Here is an 18,523-nt window from a genome sequence, read left to right as displayed (position 1 = left end):
ACAGCAGAAATATCCAGTCTGAAAGATAATTTTTCCCGTTTCCCGCAAAATAATTCTTCACGGCGCAACTGATATGATGTAACAAATCCGATTTATAACCGGATTTTTTCACTAAAACGCAAATGAATCCGGGACAAAGACTGCAGACAGCAAAAAAGGCGGGTGAACATATATAAAATTAAAAACTCTTGAAATAAAGCTTGAAAGCCTTGAGGATTTTTCGTCTCCTGCCCGCTCTCTTGAGCAGTACAGGACACCGGCTGTCGTTGCCGCGAGGCTTTTGTACGACGCCATGATGAGGGGAGACATTGAGGGAAAAAAAATACTTGACCCAGGGTGCGGCACTGGCGTCCTTTCATGCGGTGCAAAACTTCTCGGTGCGGAATATGTGCTTGGAATCGACGTCGACAAAAGGGCGGTTGAAGTTGCCGAAAAAAACGCTGAAAAACTGAAGGTTGACGCAGAATTTCTGGTATCAGATATAAAGTCCTTTGAATGCAGACATTTCGATACTGTTGTCATGAACCCGCCGTTCGGCGCCCAGAACGTCCACGCCGACAGGCCTTTTATCGACATGGCTCTTGAATGCTCCGATGTGGTATACTCCGTTTTCAACAAAGGGTCGCTCGGGTTTGTCAAATCATACGTTAAGAAAAGAGCGGAAGTGACAGCCGCATTCTCGTGCAGTTTCCCGATGAAAAAAACGTTTTCCCACCACACTAAAGAGTGCGTTTATATTGATGTTGAAATAGTGCGGATGACAAAGATATAACCGATAAAATATGGAAGATAATGTCCGCTCTATACTTGGTCTTTCCGTGTCGCATGCAGTAAACGACATTTATTCACCTGTTCTTCCAGCAATACTGCCGCTTCTGATACTGCAGAACGGTTATTCATACTTCCTGGCAGGTCTTCTGGTTACCGCCTTTAACCTGACGTCCTCTTTCACCCAGCCGGTTATAGGCTGGCTCTACGACAACAAAGGAATCAGCATACCGGTACCTGTCTCAATTCTGTTCTCGGCCTTTTTCATGTCCTTTCTGGTATTCGTCCAGCACAGCTATACCATGATGATGCTCTTCGGAATAGGCGCTGCATTCGGGCACGCCTTCTTCCACCCGAGCGCACTTGGCCTTGTAAGCAGGCTTGCAAAAGGTGCAAACAGGGGTAAACTTACTTCTCTTTTCGTCGTAGGGGGAAATCTGGGTTTTGCGATAGGCCCTCTCCTGGCGGGTTTTGTAGTTGCAGTCTATGGGCTTAACGGCATAGGGCTCTTGTTCATACCCGGCCTTCTGATGGCCCTTGCCCTTACAAAGGTCCTTCCTAAAAATTTCAACAAAAACCCTGAAGTTAACGAATCAAAGCATGTACCCGGCGAGCAGACTTTCCCGTATCTCCCGATAACGCTTCTTGTAGTAGCGTCTGCCTTCCGCTCATGGGTTATATTCGCATCAATCGCGTACCTTCCTACATACCTGACAAACGAGGGCTTCAGCCTTGTAGTGGCCAACGTCCTTACATCACTGATGCTTATCGCAGGAGTCATAGGGCAGATTATCGGTGCGACAATCTCAGACAAATACGGAAGAAAGGAGTACACCCTTTTCGGGCTTATAGCGGCAATTCCGCCGTTTATTCTGTTCCTCGGAACAAAAGGCATAATTTCCATAATTGCGCTTGTTGCATTCGGTTATTTCCTCTGGTCAACGTTCTCGGTGACCGTTGCAATGTCGCATGAACTTGCACCTAAGGGCACAGGAACGGTTTCAGGGCTTATGCTCGGTCTTGCAGTCGGTGCAGGAGGGCTGGGGGTTGCGGCAACGGGCTTCGTTGCAGACCTGACTTCCGTTCCTGAAGCGCTCAGATACCTCTTGGTGCCGATAATAATTGCACTGGCACTTTTCGTCCTTGTGCCTTACCCGTGGAAGACTCTAAAACAGAAAGCCGGAAAGTGTCACTCTGAGTGACCCTTCCCGTAAATATACTCTTTTGAAACACACCGGATGCCCTGGTCAGAATCATATGTCGCATATTTCAAAGCGCTTAGAGCTTTTTCCCCTCCTATGCAGCACAGAGATTCAACAATCCTCCTTCTTACAAAAGGGTCTGTCTCGGATTTGTACCTGTTCAGGAGATGCTCCACAGAACACGGGTCTTTTATCCTGCCGAGGGCGGAGGCACAGGCAAGGCGTACACCACGCGATTCATCGTTTATTGCGATGCAGAGATTCTCGGATACTGAAATATCTCCAAGTCTCCCGAGAGATTTTGCCGCCTCTTTTCTGACATAATGGTTTTCGTCAAAGAGAAGAGGCGATATATTTTTCAGGTAGTCTTTTGCACCCAGAATCCTAAGAGCTGCACAGCTCCCGGCACGGACTCTCCACCTCCTGTCGCTTAAAGCCACGGTCAAAGGAACTTTTGCAGGTTCACCTATCCTTGCAAGGGCCTGGAGAGAGGCGTTGTGCATCCTTTTTGACTCGTCGTCCATAGCCTCTATAAGAAGAGACACAGCCTTTTCTGATCCGATTTCCCCAAGTATTTTCGCAGAATTCTCCCTTATTGTAGGATCCGGGTTTTTAAGCGCATCTAAAAGGTAAGTTTCCGCCGGGGGGCCCAGAGCTTTTATCGACCTGCATGTGTTTGCCAGGACTTTGTCGTCCCTTATGCAGAACGACTCTATAAGAGGCTCAATCTGTTCAGGAAAAATTTCATGGCACCCTGAAGATCCGTTTACTTCTTCATTTTCATATGATTCGTAAGCACCGTTCTTATCACAGGGTTTACTTTTTTGCGGCAGTTCAATGAAATTTTTATCTTTTTCCTGGGACCCCGGCTTCCATTCGGGAACAAGAAGTATTGCAAAATATACCCACAGGTATATCAGAGAAATAAATATAGTAAATATGATGTCAAGGCTCCATCCCTGAATCAGGTATCCTACTGCAAGGACCACAACAATTAAAAGAAATATGAATATATGAGCGGCTTTTTTCTGCGGGTACCACAGTGCAGTAAGTACCAGAGGTATGTACATAAGGTGAGGGGTCAGTCTCGAAAGTATAAAGCCGACCTCACCGCTGTAAGATGAGAAAGCGTAGACTGCCAGAAGTCCGACAAGAATGAAGTATGCAAGCAGTATGTATACTTTTAAAAAATCTGCATCTTTCGTTTTCATAAAAATTCAGGCTTGATATATATTATTGGATCTTTACTCAAAAGTTTCTTTGCTTTGATTTAATATTTTTCCAAAAATAACTGATAAAAAAGATGCATAATATGGAATAAGTTTACTTTTGCATGTTCCGGTATCTTAATAATTTACAGAATATTCAAATAAATTTTTTATTTCTTTCAAAAATTATATAAGCAAAACCCCATTCGTTCAATTAGTTTGTTATATCAATTTGATTTATTACATTTAAGTTTGATAATCATCATCAGACAGTCGTAGACATCTGTTACGGGAAAAATTAAATAAAAGAGACTTTTTGCGTGGTAGTTATGACCGGTGATATCACAGAACTCATAAAAAAAGAAAAAAACAACCTGGGAATTCATGAATACGCCTTTACAAAACCGGAAAATATTACTTTTTCAGAGGACGTAAGAAAGGCATGCGAAAAAAACCTCTGCGGGATGTACGGAAAATCCTGGGCCTGTCCGCCTGCCGTGGGGGCAATTGAAGAATGTTCGGACAGGTGCAGTGAATATAAAAACGCCTTTGTATTCACCACATTAACGGCAATTGATAAAAAATGCAATGTCAGGCAGAAACTCTGCAAATGGGCTGAAGCTGCAAAGAAACACAAAGACATTACAGAAGAAGTAAAAAAGCTTTTTGAGCCTCATTTTGACAAAATACTGGCTCTTTCAACGGAAGGGTGCAGAATATGCAAATCATGCAATTATCCTGATGAACCGTGCAGATTTCCGGACAGGATGCAGCCTTCAGCAGAGGGTTACGGGATTTCAATAACAAAACTGGCCAAAACCTGCGGCATAAAATACTATAACGGACCTGATACCGTAACTTATTTCAGCATAATCTTTTTTTAACGCTTTTTTTAGTTTTTGCGGGTTTTTTACCAAACCTGCTTTGCCGGGTTATTCCGGCCGGAATAGTCTTTTCTTCAGTTTTTTCAGAGAGGAAAAGGCAGGAGAGTGTGATTTTTGACTTTGACTTCAAAGGTTTGATTTATTAGCATTGACTACATATTTATGTCCTGAAGGAAAGGTTCTTTTTTTCTTCTATTTATAAAGGGTATGATAATTTTGCCAGAAGAAAACATAACCAAAATTTCAGGCTCAAATCACTATTTATACGTAAAAAGAAGAAAAATTGTCTGCTCTTGAAGAACTACATCCAGTAAAATAAGGATTGAAACGGTTGGAACTTGTTTTGCTTCTTTGGATTCGATTCACTTGAAGAACTACATCCAGTAAAATAAGGATTGAAACTGTTTCGTCTTCGGCCTCTGTAACTTGGTTTTTGAATCTTGAAGAACTACATCCAGTAAAATAAGGATTGAAACTCACAGGTATAAAATGGAAACTTGAAATTTAGATTCGGCTTGAAGAACTACATCCAGTAAAATAAGGATTGAAACTTAAAATGGGAATAGCTGATATAGCCGGACTTGGACTTGAAGAACTACATCCAGTAAAATAAGGATTGAAACCCATACACAAAATTCGGATCAGAAAAATTGTAATCTCCTTGAAGAACTACATCCAGTAAAATAAGGATTGAAACTTCTGTTTTTCGTAAGTATTTTCCTTCAGACCTTATCTTGAAGAACTACATCCAGTAAAATAAGGATTGAAACTATGCCTGGTGAAAAGTCACCGGTTGGATAGAAAATGGCCTTGAAGAACTACATCCAGTAAAATAAGGATTGAAACAGAGAGAGGCCGGTATAGAAGAACCAAAGAAGAAACTTGAAGAACTACATCCAGTAAAATAAGGATTGAAACTCGTTTGCTTTTGTTTGATATCCAATCACCATTGCCTTGAAGAACTACATCCAGTAAAATAAGGATTGAAACTTAATTTATTATATCTTTTATAATTTTCATCAGACTTGAAGAACTACATCCAGTAAAATAAGGATTGAAACATGTTGTAAGTTCTGCGTCTGTTGATTGTAAGTTCTGCGCTTGAAGAACTACATCCAGTAAAATAAGGATTGAAACTGAAATCGGGCGAATACTTCGCCGAATTGTTAAAACAACTTGAAGAACTACATCCAGTAAAATAAGGATTGAAACTCGATCTTAATTGTGCTGCTCATGGCTCACCTTACGACTTGAAGAACTACATCCAGTAAAATAAGGATTGAAACAATATCATTTGAATATTGACACTACAAACCTTATTGACTTGAAGAACTACATCCAGTAAAATAAGGATTGAAACGGGGGGATTGAGCACTTTGCGGAGCGATTGGGGGACTTGAAGAACTACATCCAGTAAAATAAGGATTGAAACTAGACTTCGTGGTGAACCTGCTTCCGCTCTCAATCACGACTTGAAGAACTACATCCAGTAAAATAAGGATTGAAACTAACATCTCTGGTATTCATGGGTTACGGGTATTATCTTGAAGAACTACATCCAGTAAAATAAGGATTGAAACTGTCTTTGATTACCTGCAGGAAATGCGGTGCTAATGTCCTTGAAGAACTACATCCAGTAAAATAAGGATTGAAACCCTGTAGTGGTTCGGTACATTCAGAGACTTATTATATTCTTGAAGAACTACATCCAGTAAAATAAGGATTGAAACTTTGAATTATAAATTGCAACTGTAGTTTGATATTTTCCCTTGAAGAACTACATCCAGTAAAATAAGGATTGAAACTGGTTCATATGAAGATATAAGAATAAGTATTGAACTTGAAGAACTACATCCAGTAAAATAAGGATTGAAACGTGTATTCCCGGCCTGACGGGCTTTCTATGATATACTTGAAGAACTACATCCAGTAAAATAAGGATTGAAACGGGGGAACATCACAAAGAAGACAGGTAATAGCGACCTTGAAGAACTACATCCAGTAAAATAAGGATTGAAACATGAAAATAGTCCTTGTGTAATCCTATTCTGTCGAGTGTATAGAAGGCGTAACTATGGTCCAGGAATAACTATGCGGTGTACCTGTTTAAGACCCGGCAGGCAAATATCACTTGTCGCCAAAAACCAGTAATAAAGTATTAGCCGCAATAAAAAATGACCGATGAACCTTAAAAGGCAACACGGCAGATTTTTAATATCGACGTTTTGTTTCCGCATCGTTAAGCAGGAAGCTTCTATAAAGAAGAGAGCAGGGTACAATTTAACTATACAAAAGTGACAAAACCAATATCTAAAGATTAGGAGTAACCACAATGGAGTACGTTAAAAGCCAAAAATACAAAACCCCCGAAATACTGGCTAAAATCATGGGGCCTAACCCGTTCAAACTGCAGGAAGAAATGCTTTTAAATCATAAAATTCCTGCCGGAAGCCTCGTCTGTGACCTCGGGAGCGGGCAAGGGCTTACAAGCGTTATGCTGGTAAAAGATTATGGCTTTACCGTTTATGCCACGGATTTGTGGAGCGACCCGCAGGAGAACCGTAAATTCTTTGATGAAATGGGGCTTACCCGTGAACAGGTAATACCTGTTAAGGCCGACGCCGGCGCCCTGCCGTTTGAAAAAGACTTCTTCGATGCGGTAGTCAGCACCGATTCCTATAATTTCTGGGGGCGTGACCCCAAATATTTAGATGCAAAACTGCTTCCTTACGTCAAAAGCGGCGGGTACGTCTACTGTTGCGTACCCGGCATGAAAAAGGACTGCCATGATAATCTACCAAAAGAATTGCTTCTCTCGTGGACGCCGGAGCAGCTTGCCTACCTGAGGGACATTAATTATTGGACAGAAATCGTGAACAGCAGCCGGGATGCCGAGGTTATTTCCATATACGAGATGGAAAGCAACGAGAATGTCTGGGCTGACTGGCTGAACCAGGAAAACGAGATTGCGGTCAATGACCGCAAAACAATGAATGCAGGCGGCGGAAAATACCTGAATTTTATCGCTTTCGTCCTGCGAAAAAAATAACAGACACACAACACTGAGGTCTGTACAAAAAAAGAAATATAGAAAGTGAAAAGAACCAAAAAATAGCTTTTAACCAAAAATATCCCCATAAAAATACAGGAAACAAATCGTGAAAACTGTCATTACGGTTCAGCACACACAATCTCAACATCACATAAACGGGATGATCGGCTCATGGACAGACTGGGACCTCTCTGAAATTGGAGTTCAGCAGGCTCAGCGAATTGCACAAAGGCTTGCTCCGGTAGTTAAAGATCAGGAGTGGTGCATGTATACTTCCAATCTGCTCAGGTCAAAACATACAGCAGAAATCATTGCTGAAACCTTAAACTTACACCCGCTAGTCACAGGTGCACTTCGTGAACGAAACCTTGGCTCTGCCGTGGGAAAATCGGTGCAATGGTTTAGGGAAAATATGCAGAGGCAGGAACACTCTGTCTATGACCGCTTCTTTGATGATGCCGAATCAAGAAAGGATGTATGGGACAGGCTTTTACCTTTTGTCAATGAAATTATTACCTCCGGTGATTCAAATGTTATACTCGTTTCCCACGGTGACACTCTTAGTATCCTCAATGCTATCTGGCTTGGCATGGATGCAGATGACCTCAATAGATGTGACCTGTCCGGTTTAGCCGGCGGAGTCTCCTTTCTTTATTTAAAAGATGACGGAAAACGAGTCATCCGCAGGTTAAGCGATATGTCTTTTGTAGCCGAATAAATAATTTTTTAACGGTTTTTTAATGATTTTTTCTCCTGACTTTTTATAGAGGACTAATTTAGAGCAGGCATAATCAGAAAACGATAGCACCTTCCCCAAGTGATTCCTTGTCAGGAGTCTTATATCCGGTATCCGCATCGTAGAGATTGCCCTGTTCTACCTCCTCAAGGCTCACATGCCCAATATTAAGGTCTTCATCGTAACCGACGTATCCCTTATGCGTCTTAGGAACGGATATTACGTAATCCAGGAAACTCCCCTTTATACTGTAAAATCTATCCCTTCTTTCAAGGCTGTCCTTAACAGACTTAATTTCCTGATACTCTTTCCAGATTGCGGAAGCATTCAAATCTGCCTCTACAAAAACATCAACCTGGGGATACTCATCCTTAATCAGTTTAAACTTTTTTTCAGCGGATTCAAGACTTAAAACATACAAATAATCCAGAATTTCATCGGACTCATCATTACTTACAGCTTCAGACAAAAGACTGAAATAAAGTTTGTTCATATCCAAAAATCTGCTTTCCTCAATCTCAGTGCAGTTTTCCAGAACACGCCTTGTCTTGTCCAGAAGGGTTATATCATACACTAAATCCGAGAATCTTTTCCCATTTTCGTTTAGAACCGAATATATGTTTACAATCCCGTATTTCAGTCTGGAATTTCTGTTGCACCGGCCCGCAGCCTGATTTATCGAATCCAGAGGACCGAAATCCCTGTAGACAACGTCCATGTCGATATCGACACCGGCTTCAACAAGCTGAGTACTTACGACAATCAACCGTTTTTTTCCTTTCAGGCACCGTATTTTCTTTATTTTTTCAAGTCTGTCATGCGGTACAACATATGTAGAAAGAAAAATACATTCTGACAAATCTTCTCCCGCAAGGTTGGATTTTATGTACTCATACAGATCAAGGGCTGATTTTTTTGTATTCATTATGAAAAGGAAATCAGACCTTTGATTTTCAAAAATGTCTTTAAGGCACACAGACTCGAAATCACACATTTTAACAGGATCTTTGAAATATCTCATCCTTACCCTGTCAAAAGACCTGAAATATTCGTCTCTTCCTGTACAAAGTTCGGTTATCTCTTTTTCCGGTTTAAAGATCAAAGGCTGGGTTGCTGTGATGAATACGAAATATGTGTTGAACAACCTTGAAAATACATCAAGATATTTTCTGAACACAGGCCAGTATTTTGGAGGAAGCGACTGTACCTCGTCAAGAAGGACTATCGAATTCACAATATTATGATATTTAATAAGAGTATGATTCCTGTTTGAAAACAGGGAATGAAAAAGCTGTACAAACGTCGTGACAATGATTTCAGAATTCCATCCCTCAATCAGATACCTGCTCTCACGTGTTGAATATTCCTCGCCTTTCTCTGACCTGTAATAGATTTCTGACAAATGGTGGTGTTTGAGCAAAACATCTGTTGCCGGTTTTTTCCCGTAAAAATTTTCATAAACATCCTCAAAAACCGCAAAGTTCTGATCGATTATGCTTGTAAACGGAAGTGAATATATTATTCTCGGGTAGAGATTTATCTTATCATGGACCCTGTTTCTAAGTTTCAGCGCAAAGCCGATGGCTGCAAGGGTCTTGCCTCCGCCTGTCGGGACATTTATAGAATATATTCTGTCACTCAAATCCAGTTTCTCAGCTTTAGAATTAATATCCCGGAATATTTTCATCCTGACTAAATTTATGCCTTTTTCCGGGAATCTCCCTTCAATATAGGACTCAGCCATAGAAGAATCAAGTTCTGCACAACTCAACTCAGGATACACACCTGATGCATCAGATTTGTCAGATGAGATAAGTAATGAATAAAGGTACTGTTCTAAAAGGGTATATTCAAGTCTCTTCTCCTCCAAAAGATATTTCCTGGATTCACGTACCCTTTTTCCTTTTGAGAAATCGCTTAATATTGCATCGTAATTTTCAAAAAAACAGTCAATATCTGTTTTATTAAATTCTACGTCATAAAGAGAGTACAAAGACCCGCGATCAATGGACTTCAGCTGTTCTTTCGTCAGATATTTGTTATCATCGTTTAAATCACGGATTTCATTTGATATATTGCCGATATCCCCGTGATGCCTTCTGACAACCTCATAAGAAATATACCTTATAAGTGAAAAAAGACCTTTGTCGGCAACCGATTTTTCAACCTCTTTCCCCGTAATATACCAGCAGAATACCGCAGATATAAGACCGTGGTTTGTCAGAGGACCGGTTCTTTTAATCCCGGAATCAATGCTCTCTTTAAGATAGTCCTGAAAATATTTTGTGGACTTTCCGAAATCATGCGAAAGAGCAATTGACTTTACGATTACAGAAAGAGACTTGTCATCTATTCCTATAGATGAAAAATCCGGTTTTCTGCTATTTAATGATTTTAATGAAAATTCCTTGACATTTTCGAGATGAATACGAAGCGGTTTTTGGGGGTGTGAAAAAAGTTCAGAGGAAGACAATATTGTCACCGCTGCCCAGTTTGCAGAAATCCTTTACGCTCGCAGATATTGGTTTGGCACAGCGTTCAAATACGACATTGTCGTATTCAAGAACGCACCTGTCTTCATCCATTTCAACAGGCTGTCTTTCCGAGATATATTCAAGACTGTCCTGAAAATCCAGTTTAATTACTTTTGATTCCGGGATTACACTGTGTAGAGTTGCTTTTTCACCCGATGTAACGGTTTCATATTCAAATTCACCCACAAATTTAAAACTCGCGATATGCTCGCTTATACCAAGGCATGGCGTATATATGCACTTATGCCCGGAAAGAAGGCTCTTTACCTTTTCATACAGTTTTTTGTCCGAGTGAGCGAAGTAAACACGAAATGATGGATTTTTTAAGAATTCAAAACGGATCTGAGTCCTGTTTGTAATACAATGCATCTTTTTGAAATCACTTTCGGTTTTTATAAGGTTTTCAGGGATTCTAACCTTTTCCACAGGACTGTTGAGCCCCACTGCAAGGTTCTCACATGATTTTGATGAAAATTTGAGATATTCATCCTTATCGATTCCTGCTATCGCTCCGATAAGCCCCGCCAGAGAGGTTCTCGTGGGAACCGAATATGTAAGAGGAGAAGTCGTCGTGTATATTTTCCTGAAATGCCCGTATTCTCCCCAGATATCAAAGGCCAACAGTTTATCCACAGGCTGTCACCTCACAGTGAAAGTTCTGATAACTTTATACCTGTTTTCCCAAGAGCTTCCTGAAGAGAGATTCTTTCTTTGTTTTCAGTAAAGATTACCCTGCCGTCAGCCTGATATTCTATATCCTGTATTTTGCTGCTGTTGGCAAAAAGACATCTCATGAGTTCACCGATTTCGAGTGTAAGTTCCGAGATGTCCCTCACCTCATCCAGAGGTTTTTCAGAATCAGCCAGAATCATATCCCCTATATCACCTATGTGATAGTCGTCCTCTTTGTAGTTCACTTTCAAAAGAAGTCTTGGTACCTGACCGGCCTTTGACCTTGAGATCAGGTTTTTCGTTCCGTTCCACATGCCGTCAAGAAGAAGCATTGCATCTTCTTCAGTCATTTTCGTTATTTTTGCGGCATTTTCGTTTATGATTCCGTAAAATCTTATCAGGGAATACGGGAGGATATAATTCTCGGTAAAAGTGCCCTGCTTTTTACCCTTTTCTGAAGGCATAGTTGTAGTCCCTTTTACGTATTTCATCTGGACAGGATGAACTGACCTTCCGATTCTGAACTGGACGGGACCTGTAAAAGTTATACTCTTCTTTTTTATTGCAGTAGTAGCTCCGAAGAGACGAATATCAACACATTTGCCGATTAATTCGTCAGGAGTTTTTATATTAAGTGAATCAAGTCTCTCCTCTTTTGTCTTCAGCGTATCATTTTCATTTCTGGTCTCTTTTATGAAGATCTCCTGATGTTTGAAATCATACAGGTAATCCCTGATTGTCCTTTTCAGCCTTACATCAGTGACAAGGTTCGTCATTGTGTCTTCATCGATTCTGGGCTTATTCTCGTCAAGCGGGTCTCCGTTAGGGTTTGCGTCCTTTATGTCATACATGAAAATAATTTCTGATCTATTCTTAATTTCACTCATTTTTCTCATCGTCCTCTGATTTTTCTTCTTTTTCTCTCTTAAACAGGTCTGCAAGATTCATTCCAAGCACAAAATAATAGCTTATTTCATCTTTCGGTATCTTCCAGTTTTCCCCGGCACCTATCATATGGACCGAGATCTTCTCCTCAAGGTCGCGATAGTAGTTCTTTTTGTATTCTGTAAGCTTGTTCTCTATCTGCGGAAGAAGCCTCTTTATAAGTTTTTCATCCAGTTTTAACCCCTGAAGTTTACTTCTGAAAGGATCACTGCCCCTTTCACGGTACTGAATGTTCAAAAGCTTCTGCGTAAGTACTCCCTCCAGAAAAACGGATTTTTTTATATCGTCGCTGAAAAAGTCAGGAAAACTTTCAAACAGAATATCCGCTACTTCTGAATCGGTTTTATCATTCATCTTTTTTAAGTTCTCAATCGTTACATCGTCAATCATTTTTACACCATAATTTCCCTTTAACAGTTTAAGTTCGTTTAAAAAGAGCAGCAGCTGAAAGCTTCTCATAAGAGTTTCATCGAGTGGTTTTTTGTTTGTGTACTGCGCACGGATTCGCCTTACAAATCCGGAGAAGAGAATTTCAGCTTCCAAAGCTTCATTCTGGAAGATTTTCTTTGCAATTCTCAGGAAATAACTGCTTGTGTCCTGATTGTTGTCTTTCCCGAAGAAGTGCCAGATATTAGCAAAAGTAAACAAAAGATCCCTTTTCCCGGTGAACTCCCGGTTACTGTCATATACGGACTCTTTCCCGCTGAAAAAAGGTATCATTTCCACCTTTTTTTTGGCTTCAAACAATTTTCCGAGCCTTGAAGGAAATATATCCTCGATAAGCATAATTATATTGAACGCACTGTTGTTTTCCTCATAAATCATCAGGTCCACGGTAAAGTAATTCTCTTTTTCAGAAAGATACTCAAAGACCTCAGTTTTTGTTGCATCAAGAAGGTTTGAATAATTCTTTGAGAGTGTGAATTTCTTAAACTCCTCATCATCAAACTGCCTGAAAATGTCATAAATTTCGGATTCATCTTTCTCAAGAAGAGGTTTTGGAATAAGGAAATAATCAAATCCGCAAAAATTAAATTTAGAATGCCTGCTTAGGAATGTTTTTCCGGCTTCAAGCGTCAGTGCACATCCAAGGCACACAGGATAATTTTTCCAGGATTTCGACTGATCAAAACCTCCGGATACCATACCGATATTATTTACGGTATAAAACGGATATGTGCTTACAAAACCATAAACTTCCCTTTTATTGCCGCAGACAAAACAGGTTTTATCTTCTTCAATGGACTTTTTGTTGTGTTTGCTGTAATATGCCTGAATTGCTGAGTTCACAAGAGATTTTTTAAAGGTGGAAAAATCCCCGATATAATGAGGCTTTCCCCCTGTTATTATACCAAGTGTTATTATGGCCCCGGTTCCTTTTTCAAGTTCTGTATATTTTTCCTTTAGATCCCCCGTTATTTTTTCACTGTTTTCATCAACACAACTACCTAGACCCTTTAAAAAGGTTTTTTCCTCTTCATTTAAGCTGTAAACGCCATCACCATTAATATTTTTGAACCATCCGAAAAACTTGGTTTTCAGTGTTTTTTCAGGTTCGGTAATTCTGGAAGTGGGTGTTGAATCAGGTCCGTTTGCACCGCTTCCCTTTCTGTAAAGATAAGAATTCATTTTACTTGATGAAATGTCCTCAAGATCAATTCCCTGATACCTGAAAGGCTTTTCATCTGAGTTTATCATAATTTTCAGGACTTTTTTGTAGTTCTCGGACGATTTCGGGTTGTCAGCAAGAAGAACCACACAGTCTTCAAAATTTTCAGGATCCAGTTTTGATTCAGAAAGAGAATATTCCCCCACTTTATTTAGTGCGTCAATCATCAGATAACACACTTTTTTCTGTGTAGCCTTTATAGCATATATTTTTAACGAAATTCAATTGAAAAGCTATTTATTTCTTGGAAAAGTTCACTATCTATAAAATCAAGGGGGAAAAAGAGAATATAATGACTGAACTTGAGATCTTTATGCTAAAACTTTATTCAGATTCTGAAATCAAAGGTTCGGCATCACAGCTCAGGGGATTTTTCGCAACAAAATTCAACGAATATGTTCTTCTTCACCAGCATAATGCCGACAGTTTAATTTACAGGTATCCGTTTGTCCAGTATAAAATAATAGACAATGTCCCGGTTGTAATAGGAATTAACGAAGGTGCCAAAGTTCTTAAGGAAATATATGACAAATACGGTTCAATAAGGCTTGGAAGCGCGGTCTACGAAATATGTGAGAAGGATATCAGGCTGAATAAATCCGAATTCGGCTTAACCGGAGAGTTTCATGCATACAGATTTCTGACACCATGGATAGGACTAAACCAGGAAAACTATCACAGGTATTACGGGCTTAAAAATTCAGAAGAAAGAAATGATTTTTTAAGAAGGATTCTTACCGGCAACATACTGTCCATGTCGAAATCACTTGGGTATACAGTTCCCGACAGAATAAAATGCGATCTTAAATTAAAGCCTTACAAAACATCTGTAAAATCGATTACCCACATGGGATTTTTAGGAAAATTCTATGTAAACTTCAGAATTCCTGATTATATGGGTCTCGGCAAATCGGTATCCAGGGGTTTTGGCGCTGTAGAGGAGATAAAATGAACTAATGAATTTAAGGTGAAACGTTAAATGGATCTTGTAATAAACACTTGGGGGTCTTTTCTTAAAAAGAAGGGCAATCTCTTTTTAATCAAAACAAAAGAAGGGTCAAACGAGATTGCCGCCGACAAAATAAATACGATACTCATTACAGGCTCTGCCGGAATTTCATCGGATGCCGTAGAACTTGCACTTTCAAAAAATATAGACATTGTTTTTCTTGACAAATACGGAAACCCGTACGGCAGAGTCTGGCACTCAAAATTCGGCAGTACTAACCTTATCAGGAGGATACAGATAGAGGCGGGAAGAAACAGAATCGGAACTGAACTATCCAAAGAGTGGATGAATGAAAAGATCAACAACCAGATTGGCTTTATAAAATACCTAAAAAAGAACAGACCCAAAACCGGTGAAATTTTTGACGACGCAATATCCTTCATGTCTTCTTTTCCGGATAAAATAAACGCACTTTCAGGGACGCCTGATGAAATAAGGGGCACTGTTATGGGATACGAAGGCTCCTGTTCAAAGAAGTACTTTGAAGTCTTAAGCACAGTGATGACGGATACCTGGAAGTTCAACGGGAGAAGCAGAAATCCGGCAAAAGACGGGTTCAACTGCCTTTTAAATTATGGCTACGGCATGCTTTATTCGGTCGTTGAAAAATCCTGCATCATATCCGGGCTTGACCCGTTTGCAGGTTTTCTGCATGTTGACAACTACAACAAGATGTCATTTGTCTTTGATCTCATCGAAAAATACAGGATTTTCATAGACGTCCCGGTAGTCTTCCTCTTCACGAAAAAAATGGTCAGTGAGGATTATTTTGACGAGATTCCGGGAGGTCTCTATCTTAACGCAGACGGCAAAAAAGCTATGATTGCAGCTATAAACCAGAGCCTCGAAGAAAAAATTTCATATTCCGGAAAGAATATGATGAAGAAAAATATAATCCGGGCCGACTGCCACAACATTGCCAACCGGCTTTTAAAATATGAAAACGAGGTTTTGGGATGACTCTCGTATGGGTTATATACGACATAGTCAAAAACAAAACCCGCTCCAAAGTCGTTAAAATCTGCAAAGACGCCGGTCTGTACAGGGTCCAGAAAAGCGTATTTTTAGGAGACATCAATTCAAATTCAAGGGACTCCGTTATACTTGAAATTGAGAGCATTATTGACCCGGAAGCCGATTCCGTATACATCTTTCCTATGGACAAGGCGACTTTTGAGGGCATCACTCTTCTCGGCCAGGCTTTTGACAAGAAATATGTATCAGACGAAATCATAACGAGGTTTTTCTGATGGACGACAAAAACCCGATAATCAATATATCAGACGTTTTGGAATACGAGTTCTGTCCGAGATTCATCTATTTCATTTACTGTCTCGACATCCCGCAGCACGAAGAGCTTAGGTTCAAGGTCCTCGAGGGGAGAGAGATTCACAAAAAAGTAACGCAGGTCAACAGAAACTACATCAGAAAGAAGATAGGTGCACAGTCACGTGAGTTCGACGTTTTTCTTGCATCCCAAAAATACCATTTCAAGGGAATTTTAGATGAAATTTTATTTCTAAACGACGGTAAAGCAGCTCCCCTTGAATACAAGTTCGCGGAGTATAAAGACAATCTGTTTAGGACCACGAAGTCACAGCTTATTCTCCAGTCAATACTTATTGAGGAAAACTACGGCAAAAAAGTGGACCGAAGCTTCGTATGCTATGTAAGAAGCAACCATAAACTGGTTGAAATGGATATCAGGCAGAGTGACGTCGATAAAGTAAAGGCAGAGATTTCTGATATCCTAAATATTATCAGAACCGGATTTTACCCGAAGACAAAGAAAAATATCAACAAATGCACCGACTGCTGCTACAGAAACATCTGTACATGAAAAAATAAAAGAAAAACAGCAACCTGTTCGGCAAGCGGTATGAGCAGAATCTATGAAAATAACAGAACTGAATGCACAACAGTTATTAGTTTTCAGTTATTTGTTTTTGAATATTTAATTAATTTGAAAAGATTTCATTAAAAGCTTAGATATCAAAACATGATTAAATCTTGAGGGATAAGATATAGACAGATAAACCTCAGTTTAATTTATTAATCTGTAGGACTTATTTACTCGTGTAGCAGGAGTTACTTTTTCTTATATTTATAAAGGGTTTGATAATTTTGCCAGAAGAAAACACAACCATAATTTCGGGCAGAAATCACGGTTTATACGTAAAAAGAAGAAAAATTGCCTGCTCTTGAAGAACTACATCCAATAAAACAAGGATTGAAACTCAATTTCACCTCCTTTTACAACTCATTTTCCAAATATGCTTGAAGAACTACATCCAATAAAACAAGGATTGAAACTTTTTGGATAATTTCGTCCGCTTACATTCTGCATCTAACTTGAAGAACTACATCCAATAAAACAAGGATTGAAACAGAATTTTGCAGGTGCTCTGATGCGGGCATCCTTTGCACTTGAAGAACTACATCCAATAAAACAAGGATTGAAACTGGTGAGCTTCTCCAATGATTTCTGTTTCCGCCCGCTTGAAGAACTACATCCAATAAAACAAGGATTGAAACAAGCCCCATATTGTTATAGCAAACATACAGATTATCTTGAAGAACTACATCCAATAAAACAAGGATTGAAACTCGAAACGCTTCCTACGGTTTCCGGGGGGTGGTTTCGACCTTGAAGAACTACATCCAATAAAACAAGGATTGAAACTACATACATCAAAACCTATATATTCTCAGGAACCTACTTGAAGAACTACATCCAATAAAACAAGGATTGAAACTTCAATCGAGGATAACAAATAGACAGCACGCCTAAACTTGAAGAACTACATCCAATAAAACAAGGATTGAAACAGGGTGGGTGGCACTGTATGTGATATCTTTTCTGTACTTGAAGAACTACATCCAATAAAACAAGGATTGAAACGGCCTGATAATGAAATTGCAATTGTTATAAGACCTGCTTGAAGAACTACATCCAATAAAACAAGGATTGAAACACACCTGTCCACCAACAGAAGTGAAAGCATGATAAACTTGAAGAACTACATCCAATAAAACAAGGATTGAAACAACGGTAAACTATGCAAAGCCGATGACAACGAATATACTTGAAGAACTACATCCAATAAAACAAGGATTGAAACAAGAAAAAGATTGCAGGAAAAGAGAAAAGGGACGTTCTTGAAGAACTACATCCAATAAAACAAGGATTGAAACCAGAAAACTATTTCTGACGACGTTCTGACTCCTTCACTTGAAGAACTACATCCAATAAAACAAGGATTGAAACCAATTAAATCTTATTGTTGCGTTGCTTTCAGGTATATTCTTGAAGAACTACATCCAATAAAACAAGGATTGAAACTGATTACGTCACAGCCTGCAATACCATAACCTGAGACTTGAAGAACTACATCCAATAAAACAAGGATTGAAACAAATAATTGTAACCTTCGTCAAGATAGATATCCGAACTTGAAGAACTACATCCAATAAAACAAGGATTGAAACAAACCACAAAAACAAAATATCTGAACTTATGGGTTCGCACTTGAAGAACTACATCCAATAAAACAAGGATTGAAACCATATGCAAACCTCCGTAATGCCTTGAAGAACTACATCCAATAAAACAAGGATTGAAACTACATCTGGCCTTGTGTACTCTAATGTTTATTCTTCCTTGAAGAACTACATCCAATAAAACAAGGATTGAAACCAGATGCAGACCTCTGTAATGCGTACCTCCGTAATCTTGAAGAACTACATCCAATAAAACAAGGATTGAAACTTGTGTTCATGTCGGTTATTCCGGTTATTGCATAAAATCTTGAAGAACTACATCCAATAAAACAAGGATTGAAAC

The 18,523-nt window shown here is 39.5% G+C and carries 15 protein-coding genes and 2 CRISPR repeat arrays (1 of these 17 cut by a window edge); of the genes, 9 read left to right on the top strand and 6 right to left on the bottom strand.

What is annotated here, in order from left to right; genetic code table 11:
- Nucleotides 1-111 precede the first annotated feature (111 nt).
- Nucleotides 112-294: a hypothetical protein gene (locus tag J2128_RS12960; RefSeq protein ID WP_348632381.1), complete on the bottom strand. Its 183-nt coding sequence runs from the start codon at nucleotides 292-294 to the stop codon at nucleotides 112-114.
- On the opposite strand from J2128_RS12960, the gene J2128_RS07855 reads away from it, so the two are divergent.
- Together J2128_RS07855 and J2128_RS07850 are read left to right on the top strand one after the other, a co-directional pair.
- Nucleotides 293-772: an METTL5 family protein gene (locus tag J2128_RS07855; protein WP_348632380.1), complete on the top strand. Its 480-nt coding sequence runs from the start codon at nucleotides 293-295 to the stop codon at nucleotides 770-772. The two genes, J2128_RS12960 and J2128_RS07855, sit on opposite strands and share 2 nt — an antisense overlap.
- Before the next feature lie 10 nt (nucleotides 773-782).
- Entirely contained in the window at nucleotides 783-1,970 is a 1,188-nt protein-coding gene (locus tag J2128_RS07850) for an MFS transporter (RefSeq protein WP_209690582.1), read from the top strand.
- On the opposite strand, the gene J2128_RS07845 is transcribed toward J2128_RS07850, so the two are convergent.
- Nucleotides 1,958-3,181 (bottom strand): HEAT repeat domain-containing protein, encoded by a 1,224-nt coding sequence (locus J2128_RS07845; RefSeq protein WP_209690581.1) that lies wholly within the window; start codon nucleotides 3,179-3,181, stop codon nucleotides 1,958-1,960. The genes J2128_RS07850 and J2128_RS07845 overlap by 13 nt on opposite strands.
- A 326-nt stretch (nucleotides 3,182-3,507) precedes the next feature.
- Here J2128_RS07845 and J2128_RS07840 point away from each other — a divergent pair, with 326 nt between their 5' ends.
- The 3 genes from J2128_RS07840 (at nucleotide 3,508) to J2128_RS07830 (ending at nucleotide 7,832) form a co-directional block, all read left to right on the top strand.
- On the top strand, nucleotides 3,508-4,062 hold the full coding sequence (locus J2128_RS07840; protein WP_209690580.1) for a DUF2284 domain-containing protein: 555 nt from the start codon (nucleotides 3,508-3,510) through the stop codon (nucleotides 4,060-4,062).
- 292 nt (nucleotides 4,063-4,354) lie between these two features.
- A CRISPR array of direct repeats spans nucleotides 4,355-6,082; the repeat unit is 37 nt; unit sequence CTTGAAGAACTACATCCAGTAAAATAAGGATTGAAAC.
- A 312-nt stretch (nucleotides 6,083-6,394) separates the two neighbouring features.
- On the top strand, nucleotides 6,395-7,111 hold the full coding sequence (locus tag J2128_RS07835) for a cyclopropane-fatty-acyl-phospholipid synthase family protein (RefSeq protein WP_209690579.1): 717 nt from the start codon (nucleotides 6,395-6,397) through the stop codon (nucleotides 7,109-7,111).
- Nucleotides 7,112-7,220: 109 nt separating this feature from the next.
- Nucleotides 7,221-7,832: a histidine phosphatase family protein gene (locus tag J2128_RS07830; RefSeq protein WP_209690578.1), complete on the top strand. Its 612-nt coding sequence runs from the start codon at nucleotides 7,221-7,223 to the stop codon at nucleotides 7,830-7,832.
- Nucleotides 7,833-7,905: 73 nt separating this feature from the next.
- Here J2128_RS07830 and cas3 read toward each other — a convergent pair whose 3' ends face one another.
- Genes cas3 through J2128_RS07810 form a run of 4 tightly spaced genes read right to left on the bottom strand, consistent with a single transcriptional unit; the run spans nucleotide 7,906 to nucleotide 13,837 of the window.
- Nucleotides 7,906-10,323, bottom strand: a complete 2,418-nt coding sequence (cas3, locus tag J2128_RS07825; RefSeq protein WP_209690577.1) for a CRISPR-associated helicase Cas3' — start codon at nucleotides 10,321-10,323, stop codon at nucleotides 7,906-7,908.
- A complete protein-coding gene (gene cas5b / locus J2128_RS07820; protein ID WP_209690576.1) occupies nucleotides 10,310-11,017 on the bottom strand; it encodes a type I-B CRISPR-associated protein Cas5b in 708 nt (235 codons plus the stop codon). Before cas5b ends, cas3 begins: the two co-directional genes overlap by 14 nt.
- Before the next feature lie 11 nt (nucleotides 11,018-11,028).
- The gene (cas7b, locus tag J2128_RS07815; protein WP_209690575.1) at nucleotides 11,029-11,943 is read right to left on the bottom strand and encodes a type I-B CRISPR-associated protein Cas7/Csh2; all 915 of its coding nucleotides are present in this window, start codon (nucleotides 11,941-11,943) and stop codon (nucleotides 11,029-11,031) included.
- On the bottom strand, nucleotides 11,936-13,837 hold the full coding sequence (locus J2128_RS07810; protein ID WP_209690574.1) for a TIGR02556 family CRISPR-associated protein: 1,902 nt from the start codon (nucleotides 13,835-13,837) through the stop codon (nucleotides 11,936-11,938). The genes cas7b and J2128_RS07810 overlap by 8 nt, the downstream gene beginning before the upstream one ends.
- Nucleotides 13,838-13,962: 125 nt before the next feature.
- Between J2128_RS07810 and J2128_RS07805 the strand changes: the two genes are divergently transcribed.
- From J2128_RS07805 to cas4, 4 genes are read left to right on the top strand one after another with little or no spacing between them, the layout of a single operon-like run.
- Nucleotides 13,963-14,622: a CRISPR-associated endonuclease Cas6 gene (locus tag J2128_RS07805; RefSeq protein ID WP_245323476.1), complete on the top strand. Its 660-nt coding sequence runs from the start codon at nucleotides 13,963-13,965 to the stop codon at nucleotides 14,620-14,622.
- 27 nt (nucleotides 14,623-14,649) lie between these two features.
- Nucleotides 14,650-15,639 carry a CRISPR-associated endonuclease Cas1 gene (gene cas1, locus J2128_RS07800; RefSeq protein WP_209690573.1) on the top strand — a complete coding sequence of 330 codons (990 nt, stop codon included), beginning with the start codon at nucleotides 14,650-14,652 and terminating at the stop codon, nucleotides 15,637-15,639.
- A complete protein-coding gene (gene cas2, locus J2128_RS07795; protein ID WP_209690572.1) occupies nucleotides 15,636-15,929 on the top strand; it encodes a CRISPR-associated endonuclease Cas2 in 294 nt (97 codons plus the stop codon). Before cas1 ends, cas2 begins: the two co-directional genes overlap by 4 nt.
- Nucleotides 15,929-16,519 (top strand): CRISPR-associated protein Cas4, encoded by a 591-nt coding sequence (gene cas4 / locus J2128_RS07790; RefSeq protein WP_245323473.1) that lies wholly within the window; start codon nucleotides 15,929-15,931, stop codon nucleotides 16,517-16,519. The genes cas2 and cas4 overlap by 1 nt, the downstream gene beginning before the upstream one ends.
- 360 nt (nucleotides 16,520-16,879) lie before the next feature.
- Nucleotides 16,880-18,523: direct repeats of the CRISPR family, unit length 37 nt; unit sequence CTTGAAGAACTACATCCAATAAAACAAGGATTGAAAC; it runs 2,072 nt beyond the window's last position.

It is taken from the genome of Methanomicrobium sp. W14 (assembly GCF_017875315.1).
In the GTDB taxonomy this organism is placed as follows: domain Archaea; phylum Halobacteriota; class Methanomicrobia; order Methanomicrobiales; family Methanomicrobiaceae; genus Methanomicrobium.
Note: the sequence above shows the minus strand (reverse complement) of the source record. Positions and strands in the feature narration are given on the sequence as shown.